Origin of the sequence: Buttiauxella noackiae, from assembly GCF_000737905.1 — a bacterium.
GTDB lineage: Bacteria > Pseudomonadota > Gammaproteobacteria > Enterobacterales > Enterobacteriaceae > Buttiauxella > Buttiauxella noackiae.
Genome location: NZ_JPRU01000001.1, coordinates 1,484,068 through 1,498,087 on the forward strand (window position 1 = coordinate 1,484,068; position 14,020 = coordinate 1,498,087).

The window sequence follows — 14,020 nt, forward strand, 5'->3', positions numbered from 1 at the left end:
CACTGCCCAAACCCAAAATGGCAAAAAAATAGCCTGTTAATGGGGAACGACATGTTTTATCGACTCTGGACACTGATCCGCAAAGAACTGCAATCCCTGCTGCGCGAACCGCAAACGCGCGCGATTTTAATTCTGCCTGTGGTGTTGCAGGTAGTTCTGTTTCCGTTTGCCGCCACGCTTGAAGTCACGAATGCGACCATTGCCATTTATAACGAAGATAACGGCAGCCACTCCGTTGAACTGACTCAGCGCTTCGCGCGCGCTAAAGCGTTTAGTCATGTCCTGCTGCTAAAAAGCCCGCAGGAGATCCAGCCGACAATTGATAACCAAAAGGCACTGCTTTTGATTCGCTTCCCGGCCGAGTTTTCACGAGATATTGCCAGCCAGCAGCAAGCCAAACTGCAAATTATTCTCGATGGGCGTAACTCCAATAGCGCACAGATTGCGGCAAATTATCTGCAACAGATCGTCAAGAATTACCAGCAGGAACTGGTATCCGGGCAGCCAAAACCGAATAACAGCGAACTGGTGGTCCGCAACTGGTACAACCCAAATCTGGATTACAAATGGTTCGTGGTGCCGTCGCTGATTGCAATGATAACCACCATCGGCGTGATGATTGTGACCTCGCTTTCCGTAGCGCGTGAGCGTGAACAAGGCACGCTTGATCAACTTCTGGTTTCCCCACTCGCAACCTGGCAAATTTTTGTCGGCAAAGCGGTGCCTGCGCAAATTGTAGCGCTTGGCCAGGCAACCATCGTGCTGGGTGTTGGGATATGGGGTTATCACATTCCGTTTTCCGGCTCGCTACTGCTGTTTTACTTCACGATGCTGATATACGGTTTGTCGCTGGTGGGGTTTGGTTTGCTTATCTCGTCTCTGTGTTCAACACAGCAGCAGGCGTTTATCGGGGTATTTGTCTTTATGATGCCGGCGATTTTACTGTCGGGTTATGTGTCGCCCGTCGAGAATATGCCAGTGTGGTTGCAGAATCTGACATGGGTAAATCCGATACGGCATTTCACCGATATCACTAAACAGATTTATTTGAAGAACGCGAATTTTGACATTGTGTGGGGAAGTGTGTGGCCACTATTGGTGATAGCGGTCACAACGGGTTCAGCGGCGTATTGGATGTTTCGGCGCAAAATCGCCTGATGCCCGACGTACTTCAAGTTGCCTGTGCGTTGGTATCCTTGCTCACCCCAGTCACTTACTCAAGTAAGTGACTGGGGACTCACTGCATTACCGCCTTCCTGCAACTCGAATAACTTTGGGCATATCTTTAACCAGCAGTGAATAAATAATCGGCCCGGCAATCATTGCCAGGCCTGCGCCCGCCAGCAGGAATTTGTTTTCGACCACGCGTGACAACAGCCACAGCACAATCATCGCATTGCCGAAATACCAGGTGGTAGTCAGCTCTTCAAGAAAATCACCAATGTCACGTAACCGCCCGCTACGCACACGCTGCAGGGCGAACATTAAAATTACTGTTGCTGCATAGAGCAAACATAAGCCAATGCCGACCGGTATGAGGGAGGCAGTTTTCCAGCCAACGAGCAGTAAACAAAGCACAGAAAGATGCAGCATTATCTGCCAGCAACTTAGGCCTGTTGTCACTTGTACGCGTTGTTGCCATTTCATTATTTCTCTCCTGGCCGCTATTTCTTGTCATTCAGAGTACCGCAGTATGCGGAAAATTCTGTAACCCGGCACCTATTTGTGACAGAGACTACACTTTATTTTCATCAGGATGTTAACAATGCCGGGAGAAGCATGAGTAATAAGACTCAGCACTTATCCTTTAAAGTGCTCACAATTAATACACACAAAGGTTTTACCGCACTCAACCGGCGTTTCATTTTGCCTGAGTTGCGTGATGCAGTACGTGCAGTTTCTGCTGACATTGTCTGTTTGCAGGAGGTGATGGGTGCTCATGAAGCCCACTCCGTGCGCGTTGATAACTGGCCGGAAACCAGCCACTACGAATATCTGGCCGATACAATGTGGAGCGATTTTGCCTACGGCCGCAACGCGGTTTATCCCGAAGGTCATCACGGCAATGCCGTCTTGTCTCGCTTTCCTATTAGTCATTTTGAAAATCGCGATATCTCGGTAGAAGGCCACGAAAAACGCGGCATGCTGCACTGCCAGATAAACCTACCGGGAGCCAATATTCGTGCGCATGTCATTTGTGTGCATCTTGGTTTGCATGACGCTCATCGTAAGGCTCAGCTCAATCTGCTCTGCCAACTGGTAAATGAGCTTCCTGAAGGTGAACCAGTCATAGTGGCTGGGGACTTTAACGACTGGCAGCAACGCGCTAACCGGCAATTAAAGCAAACCGGATTAGATGAAGTATTTACTCGCGCATCTGGCCGCCCGGCACGCACCTTCCCTGCCCGCTTTCCGCTGCTTCGCCTCGATAGAATTTATGTAAAAAATGCGTCCGCGAGTGCACCAACAGCGCTGCCATTGCGGCAGTGGCGGCATCTCTCCGACCATGCGCCATTAGCCGTGGAGATTCATATATGAAAAATAATTGGCGTGACGGGAACCGAATTACATTACTCGAAAACGGTGACCAGTTTTTCCCGGCGGTATTTAAAGCCATCGAAAATGCCCGCAGCAAAGTGATTCTCGAGACATTCATCTGGTTTGAAGATGATGTCGGAAAGCAATTACATGAAGTTTTGCTTAATGCTGCCCGTCGCGGTGTGAGTGTCGAAGTCTTGCTTGATGGCTATGGTTCACCAGATTTAAGCGATGATTTTGTCAACCAACTGACAACCGCCGGAGTGATGTTCCGCTATTACGATCCGCGCCCGTTGGTGTTTGGCATGCGTACTAATTTGTTCCGCCGTATGCACCGCAAAATCGTGGTGGTGGATGGCATCGTTGCATTTGTCGGCGGTATTAACTATTCCGCGGAACAGATGAGTGATTACGGCCCTGAGGCGAAGCAAGATTATTCGGTCAAAGTTGAAGGTCCGGTGGTGGATGATATTTACCAGTACGTGATTTCTAACCTGCCCGGCCACGACGATAAACGCCATTGGTGGCGACGCCGCCGTAATCCGGCGCAAGAAAACCTGACGCCCGGTGAAGCGCAAGCGCTGTTTGTCTGGCGTGACAACAATCAGCACCGCGATGATATCGAACGTTATTACCTGAAAATGCTCAGTAAAGCGAGGCGAGAAGTGATTATTGCCAATGCCTATTTCTTCCCTGGCTACAGGCTGCTTCATGCAATGCGTACTGCATCTCGCCGTGGTGTATCCGTGAAATTGATTGTGCAGGGCGAGCCTGATATGCCGATTGTCAAAGTCGGTGCACGCCTGCTGTACAACTACTTAGTGCGTTCCGGAGTGAAAATCTATGAATATCACCGCCGCCCACTGCACGGCAAAGTCGCCATCATGGATGACCATTGGGCAACTGTCGGCTCCAGCAATCTTGACCCGCTGAGTTTGTCGCTAAATCTTGAAGCGAATTTGATTATTCACGACCGCACATTCAATGACACTCTGCGTGCCAATCTAACCGGGTTGATTGGCAAAGATTGTCACCCGGTTGTTGAGTCGATGCTGCCAAAACGCACCTGGTGGAATTTGGGTAAGAGCGTGCTGGCGTTCCACTTCTTACGCCACTTCCCCGCGATGGTCGGCTGGTTGCCTGCGCATACACCAAAACTTGCGCAAGTGATGCCGCCCGCGCAGCCGCATATGGAAACGCAGGATCGGGTTGAGACAGATAATCCGGGGGTGAAATACTGATGTCGCACTCGCATCCAAAATGGCGCAAAGCAAAGAAGATACTCACCTGGCTGTTTTTCATCGCTGTGATCGTGTTGCTGACGGTGTATGCAACGAAGGTGGACTGGGAGGAGGTGTGGAAGGTTATCCGCAACTACAACCGCCTCGCACTGTTTAGCGCGGTCGGCCTGGTTATTTTGAGCTACCTGATTTATGGCTGTTACGATTTATTGGCACGATCATATTGCGGGCACAAACTGGCAAAGCGCCAGGTGATGTTAGTGTCGTTTATCTGTTATGCCTTTAACTTAACGCTAAGTACCTGGGTTGGCGGCATTGGCATGCGCTATCGGCTCTATTCTCGGCTTGGCCTGCCCAGTGCCACTATCACACGTATTTTTTCGTTAAGTATTTCCACTAACTGGCTCGGCTATATTCTGCTGGCAGGTATGATTTTTACCGTCGGCGTGGTGCAACTGCCGGAGCACTGGTACATCGATGAGACGACACTGCGGATTTTAGGTGCCGTTCTACTGGCAATTATCGCGGTGTATCTGTGGTTCTGCGCCTTTGCTAAACATCGCCATATGACGATAAAAGGCCAGCGCCTGGTGCTACCATCGTTTAAGTTTGCTCTGTTGCAATTGGCAATTTCTGGCGCCAACTGGATGGTTATGGGCGCGATTATCTGGCTGTTGCTGGGTCAGGATGTGAATTACTTCTTCGTATTAGGCGTGCTTTTGGTCAGCAGTATTGCCGGGGTGATTGTGCATATTCCTGCCGGGATCGGCGTACTAGAGGCGGTGTTTATCGCACTACTGGCAGGGGAGCATATTAGCAACGGTACTATCATCGCCGCCCTGATTGCCTATCGAATGCTCTATTTTATCGCCCCACTGCTGCTGGCGATTATTTGCTATTTAGGGCTTGAGAGTCGGGCGAAGAAGATGCGAGTGAAGAACGAGAAGAATATTCAGGAGAGTTCGTAACAATCAGGGTGGATGTCGCTTACGCTAATCCACCCTATATAAATCGAAATTAACGGCGGTTGCCGAAAATACGCAACAACATCAAGAACAAGTTGATGAAGTCGAGATACAAGGTCAATGCGCCAAGAATGGAATATTTGCGCATGGTTTGCGTATCACGGGTATCAATCTGCTCACCGATGTTTTTCAGCTTCTGGGTGTCATAGGCTGTCAGACCCACAAACACAATCACGCCGATATATGTTACAGCCCACATCAGCGCCGTGCTTTTCAGCCACATGTTCACCAGTGAAGCCAACACAATACCGATCAGCGCCATAAACAGCATATTGCCAAAACCGCTGAGATCACGCTTGGTAGTATAACCGTACAGGCTCATGGCCCCGAACATCCCGCCTGCGACGACGAAGGTGCTGGCGATGGACGAGTAGGTGTAGACGATAAAAATGCTGGAAAGCGTCAGGCCCGTTAATGCCGAATAGAGCATGAACAAGCTGGTTGCCATACCCGCGCTGAGCTTATGCACCATGCCAGAGAGCACAAATACTAAACCCAACTGCACGATGATAAGTCCGAAGAAAGTGATTTTACTGGAAAAGACGAATTCCATTACAGCTGGCGTATTCGCAGCATACCAGGCGACAAATGCCGTCAGTAACAGGCCGCAGGTCATCCAGCCGTAAACTTGTGCCATATATGCCTGCAAACCGGTACGGGCCTGCTGCACGATGGTGTCATTGGAACGTGGGAATCGATCCATGATGCTTCCTTAAGTGAATTACGTTGACCGAATTTCAGGCTTGCCAGCCTGTACCTTAAGATTAACACAACTGCGCGAAGGTGCCTGTTACCAGCGTTTGGCCGCCTGCTTATCGCTTTCGCGTGATTCGACCCAACGGTCGCCTTCTGCAGTGGCTTCACGCTTCCAGAACGGAGCTCGAGTTTTCAGATAATCCATGATGAATTGCGCAGACTCAAATGCCGAACTACGGTGTGCACCGGTGACCCCGACAAAAACGATTTCATCACCCGGCCACAATTCACCGATGCGGTGAATCACACTTACTCGTTGCAGTGGCCAGCGAAGACGAGCTTCTTCGATAATTTCAGCCAGCGCTTTTTCCGTCATGCCCGGATAGTGTTCGAGGGTTAACGCACTCACGCTATCACCAAGATTGTGGTTACGCACTTTGCCGGTAAAGGTCACAACTGCACCGTCTTCATCACACTGCGAGAGCCACTGATATTCATCACCAACGTTGAAATTTTCATGGCTTACGCGGATTCGGGTGTTTTCCATTTCAACCTCCGGTCACTGGTGGGAAGAAAGCGACTTCATCACCGTCGGTAATTGGATGGTCGAAGCTCACCAGCGTCTGGTTTACGGCGGCCAGCAATTTCCCGGACTCCAGAGCCAACGCCCAACGATCGCTTTTGGCTGCAAGGCTCTCGCGTAACTTTTCGACATCGCTAAAAGTGGCATCCAGTTGCAGTTGGTCACAATCGACTAATTCACGCACTTGGGCAAAAAACAGGACCTTAATCATTGCTCTCTACCTTAAAGTCGCCAGACTTGCCGCCACTTTTTGCCAGCAAACGCACCGGGCCAATCACCATATCTTTTTGCACGGCTTTGCACATATCGTAGATGGTTAACGCCGCGACCGATGCTGCGGTCAGGGCTTCCATTTCAACACCGGTTTTACCCGTCAAACGGCATACAGATTCAATGCGCACGCGGTTATGTTCAGGCTCAGCGGCTAAATTTACTTCGACTTTACTGAGCATTAGCGGGTGGCAGAGCGGAATCAAATCCCAGGTGCGCTTTGCAGCCTGAATTCCGGCAATACGCGCCGTGGCAAATACATCACCTTTGTGATGGCTGCCTTCAATAATCATGGCAAGCGTTGTAGCTTCCATCGTGATAAATGCTTCCGCACGCGCCTCGCGCACGGTTTCTGCCTTGGCGGAAACATCAACCATGTGCGCTTCGCCTTGCGCATTAATATGAGTCAGTTGCGACATAGTTTATTTCTTGAGATGTGGGTGGAAATTACAAGGGCGCACGCGGGCATCCAGTTGTGGCTGAATGATATTTTCCCACGCGGTATGACATGCTTTGGTTGAACCTGGCATAGCAAAAATCAGCGTACGGTTCGCGATGCCAGCCAGCGCGCGCGATTGCAGCGTTGATGTGCCGATCTCTTCAAAAGAGAGCATACGGAATACTTCACCAAAACCTTCGATTTCGCGATCAAACAGCGGTAGTAACGCTTCTGGAGCCTGGTCACCATCGGTAAAACCAGTACCACCGTTAATCAACACCACCTGAACTTCATCATCAGCAATCCACTGGGAAACCTGGGCACGAATCGCGTAACGGTTTTCTTTCACAATAGCTTTGGCAACCACTTGGTGGCCCGCATCTGTTGCCGCCTCACGCAGATAATGGCCGGAGGTATCGTCTTCTTCGCCACGACGGCTTGAGACGGTCAGAATGGCAATATGTACCGGGATAAATTCGTTACTTATCTGGCTCATTGTTATCTTCCTTTTTATACCCAAATCATTGGGATACAGCGAATTTTAGCCGCCGATATAAGACAGGTTTTGAGTGATGCCGGTATCACCGTCATGCAGGAAATGGGTCTGTTTCTTGTGCGTTAAAGCTTCAGCAATGCGCGCCTCAAGCTCGTCGATTTGCCCGTCATCTGCCAGCAAATCCCGCAATGAAATACCCTGTTCACCAAACAAACACAGATGCAAATTGCCGACCGACGACACGCGCAGGCGGTTGCAAGTGGCACAGAAGTCTTTTTCATACGGCATGATTAAACCAATTTCACCCGCGTAATCCGGGTGACAAAAGACCTGTGCCGGGCCGTCGCTGCGGCTGCGAAGCTGGTGAATCCAGCCGCGAGCCAGAAGCTGGTCGCGAATGGTTTTGCCAGAAATGTGGTGTTTGCGGAACAAATCGCCGCCGTCGCCGGTTTCCATCAGCTCAATAAAACGCAGCTGGATTGGACGAGGTTTGATCCACGCAAGGAAGGTGTCGAGTTCGTGGTGGTTAACATCGCGCATCAACACGGTGTTCACTTTTACGCGTTCAAAACCGGCGCTGAAAGCGGCATCAATACCATCCATTACCTGGCGGAATTTATCCTGCCCGGTAATGGCATGGAACTGGCGAGCATCGAGGCTATCGACGCTGACATTCACAGCGGTCAACCCTGCATCGCGCCATTGCTGGACATCACGCGCAAGGCGATAGCCGTTCGTTGTCACGGCAATCTGGTGAATACCTGGGTTTTCACGCACCGCGGCGATTATGTCAGTGAAGTCTTTACGCAAAGAGGGTTCACCACCTGTCAGGCGAACTTTCTCAGTACCCAGGGCGGCAAAAGCGCGGGTAACACGGCGAATTTCATCGACGTTGAGGAAACTTTTGTTTGCCACGCCATGAGGCTTGTAGCCATCAGGCAGGCAATAGTTGCAACGGAAGTTGCAGACATCGGTAATAGACAGACGCAGGTAAAAAAACTTACGTGCGAATGCATCGGTAAGCTGAGTAGCCATGTACACCTTCCAAATTCGGGAGATGCAGTCATTTCTTTCTGCACCCTGGTGACTCAAGGTCACGGCCAAAGCACCGTATCTTTCGACTTAGGTCCATAGGCTTAGTGTGTTTAGAGCGATAGTAGCGCGTGGGGAAGTTATTCGCCATAGCAGCTTTCGCTATATAAATCTATATATAACGAGCTAATCGTTCAATTTCGCCACAGACTACGCGAAAAGTGAACTTTTGCTTTGATATACATCATTAACCTCCGAGGCTGAATCGTATTCTGCACTCTTTTGCGCTACCTTATTTCGATAGTTCGTCATAAGGAATAGTTATGCGCAATCGTACGTTTGCGGATTTAGACCGGGTGGTCGCCCTTGGTGGTGGGCACGGTCTGGGCAGGGTTATGTCATCCCTGTCCTCTCTAGGTTCACGCTTAACCGGCATTGTAACCACAACCGATAACGGCGGTTCCACAGGTCGTATCAGGCGCTCTGAGGGAGGCATCGCCTGGGGTGATATGCGCAACTGTTTAAATCAGTTAATTACTGAACAAAGCGTTGCTTCGTCTATGTTTGAGTACCGTTTTGGCGGTAATGGTGAACTTTCCGGGCATAACCTCGGAAACTTGATGTTAAAGGCATTGGATCACCTGAGCGTGAGGCCTTTAGAAGCCATTAATTTAATTCGTAACCTGCTAAAAGTGGATGCATTTCTCATCCCGATGTCTGAACACCCTGTGGATTTGATGGCAACAGACGCAGATGGCCATTTTATTTATGGTGAGGTGGATATTGACCAGCTTTCCTCACCGCCACAGGAGTTATCACTTTATCCCAAGGCGCACGCTACTCGCGAAGCGGTGCAGGCCATTGCCGAAGCGGATTTGATTCTGATTGGCCCAGGAAGTTTTTACACCAGCCTGATGCCGATACTGCTGCTTGAGGATATGGATCAAGCACTGCGCCGCACTCCTGCGCCAGTGGTTTTTATCGGTAATTTGGGTAAAGAGTTGAGCACCGCCGCAGCCAGTTTGTCGCTTGGGCAAACTTTAGACATCATGGAACAGCGCGTCGGGAAACGTATTATCGATGCGGTGGTGGTTGGCCCGCAGGTTGATGTGTCTGAAATTACCGACCGTGTGGTGATTCAGGAACCGCTGGAAGCTCGCGATATTCGTTACCGCCATGACCGGCACCTCCTTCGCCAGGCGCTGGAGAAAGCGCTTCAGCAACTCGGATAAAAAAACACCTTCTTTACGAAGGCGTTTTTTTATGACGCTGCGATAAACAATTGCCGCAACTGATGGAGTTGGTCACGGATCTGAGCGGCCTCTTCAAATTCCAGATTTTGCGCATGCTCCAGCATCTTCCCTTCCAACTGGTGAATTTTTTGCTGCAAAGCTTTTGGCGTTAGAATGATTTCATCATCTTCAATCACGCTGCGCGCTTTACTCTTCATCCGGCCTTTGGTTTTCGCCATTCCTTCACCAAGCTGAAGGATATCCACAACCTTTTTATTCAACCCTTGCGGAGTAATACCGTTTTCTTCGTTATAGCGCTGTTGCTTCTCACGGCGACGTTCTGTTTCACCGATAGCCTTAGCCATTGACGGTGTGATTTTGTCGCCATACAGAATCGCTTTACCATTGATATTACGTGCCGCACGGCCAATAGTCTGAATCAGTGAACGCTCAGAACGCAGGAAACCCTCTTTATCGGCATCCAGAATCGCCACCAGCGACACTTCAGGCATATCCAACCCTTCACGAAGCAAGTTGATGCCCACCAGCACATCGAACTCGCCAAGTCGTAAATCACGGATGATTTCCATACGCTCAACGGTATCGATATCTGAGTGCAGGTAACGCACCCGCTCACCATGCTCTTCCAGGTATTCCGTCAAATCTTCGGCCATGCGTTTAGTCAGCGTCGTGACCAACACGCGTTCGTTAACTTCAACGCGCTTGCGAATTTCAGAGAGTAGATCGTCAACCTGAGTACCGACCGGACGAACTTCGATAACCGGGTCCAACAAGCCGGTAGGCCTGACAACCTGATCAACAACATCGCCGCCAGACTTTTCTAGCTCATAATTGCTCGGCGTTGCCGAAACATAAATGGTTTGCGGTGCCAGCGCTTCAAACTCTTCAAATCTCAGCGGGCGGTTATCAAGTGCTGATGGCAAACGGAAGCCATACTCCACAAGTGTTTCCTTGCGCGAACGGTCACCTTTGTACATACCGCCGATTTGCGGAATTGTTACGTGAGATTCATCAACAATTAGCAAGCCATCTGCTGGCAGGTAATCGAAAAGCGTAGGAGGTGGCTCGCCAGGGCCGCGACCAGAGAGGAATCGCGAGTAGTTTTCTACCCCTGAGCAATAACCAAGTTCATTCATCATCTCTAGGTCGAACTGAGTACGTTGCGTCAGGCGCTGTTCTTCAAGCAGTTTATTGTTTGCCAACAGAACCTTGCGGCGGTCTGCCAGCTCAACTTTGATCTCTTCCATGGCTTGCAGAATACGTTCACGCGGTGTGACGTAGTGCGATTTGGGATAGACAGTGAAGCGCTGAATAGTTTGGTCAATTTGACCGGTCAGCGGGTCAAACAGCGACAGCCGTTCTACTTCTTCATCGAAGAGTTCTACGCGTAAGGCGAGATCGTCTGATTCAGCCGGGAAGATATCAACCACTTCACCGCGCACGCGGAAAGTGCCGCGCTGGAATGCCTGATCGTTACGAGTATATTGCAGCTCCGTCAGGCGGCGCAGAATTGATCGCTGATCGATAATCATCCCTTTAGTCAGATGCAGCATCATCTTCAGATAAAGGTCCGGGTCACCCAGACCGTAAATCGCAGAGACTGACGCCACCACGATAACATCTCGTCTTTCGAGCAATGCTTTGGTCGCAGACAGACGCATCTGCTCGATGTGCTCGTTAACCGAAGAGTCCTTCTCGATAAATGTATCGGAACTTGGGACGTAAGCTTCTGGTTGGTAGTAGTCATAATAAGAGACGAAGAACTCTACCGCGTTATCCGGAAAGAACTCTTTCATCTCACCATACAACTGCGCGGCCAGCGTTTTATTAGGAGCCAGCACCATAGTGGGGCGTTGCAAATCTGCAATCACATTCGCCACGGTAAATGTTTTGCCAGAGCCGGTTACACCAAGCAACGTCTGATGAGCAAGCCCATCCTGTAACCCCTCTTCAAGGCGGCGAATAGCCTCCGGCTGGTCGCCAGAAGGTTTGAATGCTGAATTTAATTTGAACGCTTTACTCATGAAGAGGCTACCTGATGAAGAAACGAGCGGGCCGGAGGATAATTTTACTCGGCACAGAAAATTTTGCCAGAAAATAATACTGGATGAAAAACCAGTTCCTCACTGCCGAGTTTATGATACTTACCCTCTTTAACGTCTGGTTTGCCGGTAAAATACTCAACTCACAGATATTTCAGCTGACCAAAATGGTTATCCCCAGATTTTTTTACCTTTTAACATTTGTCAAGCTGTGTCATAAAAGCGTAAGGAACATTCGTGGCACTTTTATTGCAACGATTGATTTTATTCAACTAGTTGATTTAGAAATGTTATTTAGGAAAGTGTGGTTTCGCGCCAATTCATGCGCAACCCGCGCCCGCTCTCGCTTACCGCAAGTTTTCTAACTCTAATGCACATGGTTATCCACAGGAATAGTGGATAACTGCTCTCAGCCCTTTTGCAGCGCACACCGCAAAAAACCATAAATTCTCTGTGCCGGGGCCCAAAAATATTTTTCTTCATTATTTTTACCCTTTTTGGACTGGTCTGAAGCCAGCCAGTTCTTATGATCCTGCTCACGAATTGCGCATTTGTATGGAGCAGTCGTCTGGAGTTGCACCAAACACACCAAAGACCAGGCACCGACAAAGTGCATTCTGATTTTCGAGTCGTAGAAGCCGAAGGTTTATTCAACCATTTTCATGAGGCTTTTCTCAAAGTTGCATTGTTCTGGGCAGTAAACGGGTTAATGGCAAGGTAATTGCAAAGTTTGTAACTCTTGCTTCGTGTTGCAGAAGCAGCCTGGGTCGTTAACCCTGCCAGAAGGAGTATGTCGATGTTGAGCCTCCGTGCTGTTAATCAGTTTTATGGTGAAAGCCACATACTGTGGAATCTGGATCTTGAGTTGGCGCCTGGGGAGTGCACCTGTGTTTTTGGCGCGCCAGGGATGGGAAAAACAACGCTGGTAAACTGCATTACGGGTTACTTACCCGTACAAAGTGGCACTATGACCTGGCTCGAGGCAGGTCACCCACCACAGGATCTTCTCACCCAACCTATAGAAGGCCGAGCCGCATTGGGAATGAGTTATGTCGCGCAGGACCGGCGAATATTCTCCCAACTAAGCGTTGAGGAAAACCTGCAAATTGCGCTACTGGCTGCCCGTGTGGGTTCCCATAGCATTCCAGGCATGATCTATGAACTGTTCCCTGAACTCTACAGCTTAAGGCACATGCGCGGTGGCGAGCTAACAAGCGATCTTCAGCAGCAACTGGCATTGGCAAGAGCCCTGGTGACAGAACCAAAACTATTGATTCTTGATGAGCCCACTTTTGGCAGCGGCCAACGTTTTATCAATGAGCTGGGCAATATTATCCGCCGTCTGAGTCGTGATTTTGGCCTGACAATACTGCTGGTAGAACAGCGCTTGTCGTTCATTCGCCGTGTGGCGGACCGTTTCTGCTTGCTACACCGGGGCCGTAATGTAGCTCAGGGAAATGTCGCGCTTCTGGATGACAAGCTGGTATCCAGTTGGATAGATCTATGATTGTGCCTCAAACGACGGCATGAACAGCCTCTCAGGTTCTGCCGTCACAACTTGCCAAGTTGCTTTTGCATATTTCTATCGAGGTCGGCGAGCTCCCGTTGTAAGTTGCATTGCCGGGTTACAGCAGATAGTTCCACCAGTGGCAAAGGTACTTTTGAAACACCAGCTTCACGCATCCAACGCAGCACCGGTTCCAAATGCCAGATAGCGGTTTTACCGTCGTGTACTGGTTGCGGAAAAGCCTCACGGCTTACCATCACTTTGCGAATATACTGCCGGGAAAAACCAAGCAGCTCAGCAATATCGGTTAGCCCAACCAGATCTGGCATCACTTCTACCAACGTGGTGCCTGGAATAATACGTTTTACATCCTGAATAGCTGAAACAACGGCGAGTTTCGCAGCCGATGCTTCGCGGATGAAATTCAGTGCAATTCGCCCTGTGACACCCACGCCAACCAGCGCGTCATCGCAACCTTGCGCCCCCAAAGCTTCGACCCATTGCTCTGGATTCTGGCCATTTTCTGGCAGGGTGAAAATCAACGTGAAGCTAAATTCTGACATATTCTGCTCCTTGAAAATTAATGCCTGATGGAAGGTGGCGAGCCTTGCTGGCTACAGTTATCGACGACACGACGTATCTGCCTTGCATGGTTATAAGCACTGCGCGGTGTGCTCCAGATGCAGCTAATGCAAAACTCACCGCAACGGCAGGCTTTATCGTTCCACGGACAATACATTTTCCCCCAGCAATGTGCCCCACCCGGCCGCACTTGCCAGCCCTGACATTCGGCATAACTTAATGCTGCTTCAATGTCCTTATTGGGGTGTATGCGCCGCTTCATAAAACCTCCTGTCCATACTCGCAAATAAGTTGTCATATGACAACTGGAAATTGA

At 49.9% G+C, this 14,020-nt stretch carries 16 protein-coding genes and 1 riboswitch; of the genes, 6 read left to right on the forward strand and 10 right to left on the reverse strand.

The window, feature by feature from the left end; all coding sequences use genetic code 11:
* Positions 1 to 51: 51 nt before the first annotated feature.
* The gene (locus IX31_RS06815) at positions 52 to 1,158 is read left to right on the forward strand and encodes an ABC transporter permease (protein WP_034457228.1); all 1,107 of its coding nucleotides are present in this window, start codon (positions 52 to 54) and stop codon (positions 1,156 to 1,158) included.
* Between the two features lie 87 nt (positions 1,159 to 1,245).
* Here the strand turns inward: IX31_RS06815 and IX31_RS06820 are convergent, their stop codons facing one another.
* Complete coding sequence (locus IX31_RS06820) at positions 1,246 to 1,647, reverse strand: YbhQ family protein (protein ID WP_034456528.1); 402 nt, start codon at positions 1,645 to 1,647, stop codon at positions 1,246 to 1,248.
* Positions 1,648 to 1,779: 132 nt separating this feature from the next.
* On the opposite strand from IX31_RS06820, the gene IX31_RS06825 reads away from it, so the two are divergent.
* From IX31_RS06825 to IX31_RS06835, 3 genes are read left to right on the forward strand one after another with little or no spacing between them, the layout of a single operon-like run.
* A complete protein-coding gene (locus IX31_RS06825; protein ID WP_034456530.1) occupies positions 1,780 to 2,538 on the forward strand; it encodes an endonuclease/exonuclease/phosphatase family protein in 759 nt (252 codons plus the stop codon).
* Positions 2,535 to 3,779 (forward strand): cardiolipin synthase ClsB, encoded by a 1,245-nt coding sequence (clsB, locus tag IX31_RS06830; RefSeq protein ID WP_034456531.1) that lies wholly within the window; start codon positions 2,535 to 2,537, stop codon positions 3,777 to 3,779. The genes IX31_RS06825 and clsB overlap by 4 nt, the downstream gene beginning before the upstream one ends.
* Positions 3,779 to 4,747, forward strand: coding sequence for a lysylphosphatidylglycerol synthase domain-containing protein (locus IX31_RS06835; RefSeq protein WP_034456533.1), 969 nt, complete (start codon positions 3,779 to 3,781; stop codon positions 4,745 to 4,747). The genes clsB and IX31_RS06835 overlap by 1 nt, the downstream gene beginning before the upstream one ends.
* Before the next feature lie 49 nt (positions 4,748 to 4,796).
* On the opposite strand, the gene IX31_RS06840 is transcribed toward IX31_RS06835, so the two are convergent.
* The 6 genes from IX31_RS06840 to moaA form a co-directional block, all read right to left on the reverse strand.
* The gene (locus IX31_RS06840; RefSeq protein WP_034456535.1) at positions 4,797 to 5,507 is read right to left on the reverse strand and encodes a Bax inhibitor-1/YccA family protein; all 711 of its coding nucleotides are present in this window, start codon (positions 5,505 to 5,507) and stop codon (positions 4,797 to 4,799) included.
* A gap of 87 nt (positions 5,508 to 5,594) precedes the next feature.
* A complete protein-coding gene (moaE, locus tag IX31_RS06845; protein ID WP_034456538.1) occupies positions 5,595 to 6,047 on the reverse strand; it encodes a molybdopterin synthase catalytic subunit MoaE in 453 nt (150 codons plus the stop codon).
* Position 6,048: 1 nt separating this feature from the next.
* A complete protein-coding gene (moaD, locus tag IX31_RS06850; protein WP_034456540.1) occupies positions 6,049 to 6,294 on the reverse strand; it encodes a molybdopterin synthase sulfur carrier subunit in 246 nt (81 codons plus the stop codon).
* Positions 6,287 to 6,772: a cyclic pyranopterin monophosphate synthase MoaC gene (gene moaC, locus IX31_RS06855; RefSeq protein WP_034456542.1), complete on the reverse strand. Its 486-nt coding sequence runs from the start codon at positions 6,770 to 6,772 to the stop codon at positions 6,287 to 6,289. Before moaC ends, moaD begins: the two co-directional genes overlap by 8 nt.
* A 3-nt stretch (positions 6,773 to 6,775) precedes the next feature.
* Positions 6,776 to 7,288: a molybdenum cofactor biosynthesis protein B gene (moaB, locus tag IX31_RS06860; protein ID WP_034456545.1), complete on the reverse strand. Its 513-nt coding sequence runs from the start codon at positions 7,286 to 7,288 to the stop codon at positions 6,776 to 6,778.
* Between the two features lie 45 nt (positions 7,289 to 7,333).
* On the reverse strand, positions 7,334 to 8,323 hold the full coding sequence (gene moaA / locus IX31_RS06865) for a GTP 3',8-cyclase MoaA (RefSeq protein ID WP_034456546.1): 990 nt from the start codon (positions 8,321 to 8,323) through the stop codon (positions 7,334 to 7,336).
* Positions 8,311 to 8,444: riboswitch (molybdenum cofactor riboswitch) on the reverse strand. (Overlaps the previous gene by 13 nt.)
* 199 nt (positions 8,445 to 8,643) lie before the next feature.
* Here moaA and yvcK point away from each other — a divergent pair.
* Positions 8,644 to 9,552: a uridine diphosphate-N-acetylglucosamine-binding protein YvcK gene (gene yvcK / locus IX31_RS06870; protein WP_034456548.1), complete on the forward strand. Its 909-nt coding sequence runs from the start codon at positions 8,644 to 8,646 to the stop codon at positions 9,550 to 9,552.
* 29 nt (positions 9,553 to 9,581) lie between these two features.
* On the opposite strand, the gene uvrB is transcribed toward yvcK, so the two are convergent.
* Positions 9,582 to 11,597, reverse strand: coding sequence for an excinuclease ABC subunit UvrB (uvrB, locus tag IX31_RS06875; RefSeq protein WP_034456550.1), 2,016 nt, complete (start codon positions 11,595 to 11,597; stop codon positions 9,582 to 9,584).
* An 814-nt stretch (positions 11,598 to 12,411) separates the two neighbouring features.
* Between uvrB and IX31_RS06890 the strand changes: the two genes are divergently transcribed.
* The gene (locus IX31_RS06890; protein ID WP_034456556.1) at positions 12,412 to 13,122 is read left to right on the forward strand and encodes an ABC transporter ATP-binding protein; all 711 of its coding nucleotides are present in this window, start codon (positions 12,412 to 12,414) and stop codon (positions 13,120 to 13,122) included.
* A gap of 44 nt (positions 13,123 to 13,166) precedes the next feature.
* On the opposite strand, the gene IX31_RS06895 is transcribed toward IX31_RS06890, so the two are convergent.
* Complete coding sequence (locus IX31_RS06895; RefSeq protein ID WP_034456558.1) at positions 13,167 to 13,685, reverse strand: helix-turn-helix transcriptional regulator; 519 nt, start codon at positions 13,683 to 13,685, stop codon at positions 13,167 to 13,169.
* 17 nt (positions 13,686 to 13,702) lie between these two features.
* A complete protein-coding gene (locus tag IX31_RS22270; RefSeq protein WP_072009414.1) occupies positions 13,703 to 13,966 on the reverse strand; it encodes a hypothetical protein in 264 nt (87 codons plus the stop codon).
* Positions 13,967 to 14,020: the final 54 nt, after the last annotated feature.

What these genes read in the sequence shown, in the direction of transcription:
- IX31_RS06820 (WP_034456528.1), bottom strand. Translation starts at nt 1,647, where the DNA reads ATGAAATGGCAACAACGCGTACAAGTGACAACAGGCCTAAGTTGCTGG.
- moaA (WP_034456546.1), bottom strand. Translation starts at nt 8,323, where the DNA reads ATGGCTACTCAGCTTACCGATGCATTCGCACGTAAGTTTTTTTACCTG.
- IX31_RS22270 (WP_072009414.1), bottom strand. Translation starts at nt 13,966, where the DNA reads ATGAAGCGGCGCATACACCCCAATAAGGACATTGAAGCAGCATTAAGT.
- IX31_RS06840 (WP_034456535.1), bottom strand. Translation starts at nt 5,507, where the DNA reads ATGGATCGATTCCCACGTTCCAATGACACCATCGTGCAGCAGGCCCGT.
- moaE (WP_034456538.1), bottom strand. Translation starts at nt 6,047, where the DNA reads ATGGAAAACACCCGAATCCGCGTAAGCCATGAAAATTTCAACGTTGGT.
- clsB (WP_034456531.1), top strand. Translation starts at nt 2,535, where the DNA reads ATGAAAAATAATTGGCGTGACGGGAACCGAATTACATTACTCGAAAAC.
- IX31_RS06835 (WP_034456533.1), top strand. Translation starts at nt 3,779, where the DNA reads ATGTCGCACTCGCATCCAAAATGGCGCAAAGCAAAGAAGATACTCACC.
- yvcK (WP_034456548.1), top strand. Translation starts at nt 8,644, where the DNA reads ATGCGCAATCGTACGTTTGCGGATTTAGACCGGGTGGTCGCCCTTGGT.
- moaD (WP_034456540.1), bottom strand. Translation starts at nt 6,294, where the DNA reads ATGATTAAGGTCCTGTTTTTTGCCCAAGTGCGTGAATTAGTCGATTGT.
- IX31_RS06815 (WP_034457228.1), top strand. Translation starts at nt 52, where the DNA reads ATGTTTTATCGACTCTGGACACTGATCCGCAAAGAACTGCAATCCCTG.
- moaC (WP_034456542.1), bottom strand. Translation starts at nt 6,772, where the DNA reads ATGTCGCAACTGACTCATATTAATGCGCAAGGCGAAGCGCACATGGTT.
- uvrB (WP_034456550.1), bottom strand. Translation starts at nt 11,597, where the DNA reads ATGAGTAAAGCGTTCAAATTAAATTCAGCATTCAAACCTTCTGGCGAC.
- moaB (WP_034456545.1), bottom strand. Translation starts at nt 7,288, where the DNA reads ATGAGCCAGATAAGTAACGAATTTATCCCGGTACATATTGCCATTCTG.
- IX31_RS06825 (WP_034456530.1), top strand. Translation starts at nt 1,780, where the DNA reads ATGAGTAATAAGACTCAGCACTTATCCTTTAAAGTGCTCACAATTAAT.
- IX31_RS06895 (WP_034456558.1), bottom strand. Translation starts at nt 13,685, where the DNA reads ATGTCAGAATTTAGCTTCACGTTGATTTTCACCCTGCCAGAAAATGGC.
- IX31_RS06890 (WP_034456556.1), top strand. Translation starts at nt 12,412, where the DNA reads ATGTTGAGCCTCCGTGCTGTTAATCAGTTTTATGGTGAAAGCCACATA.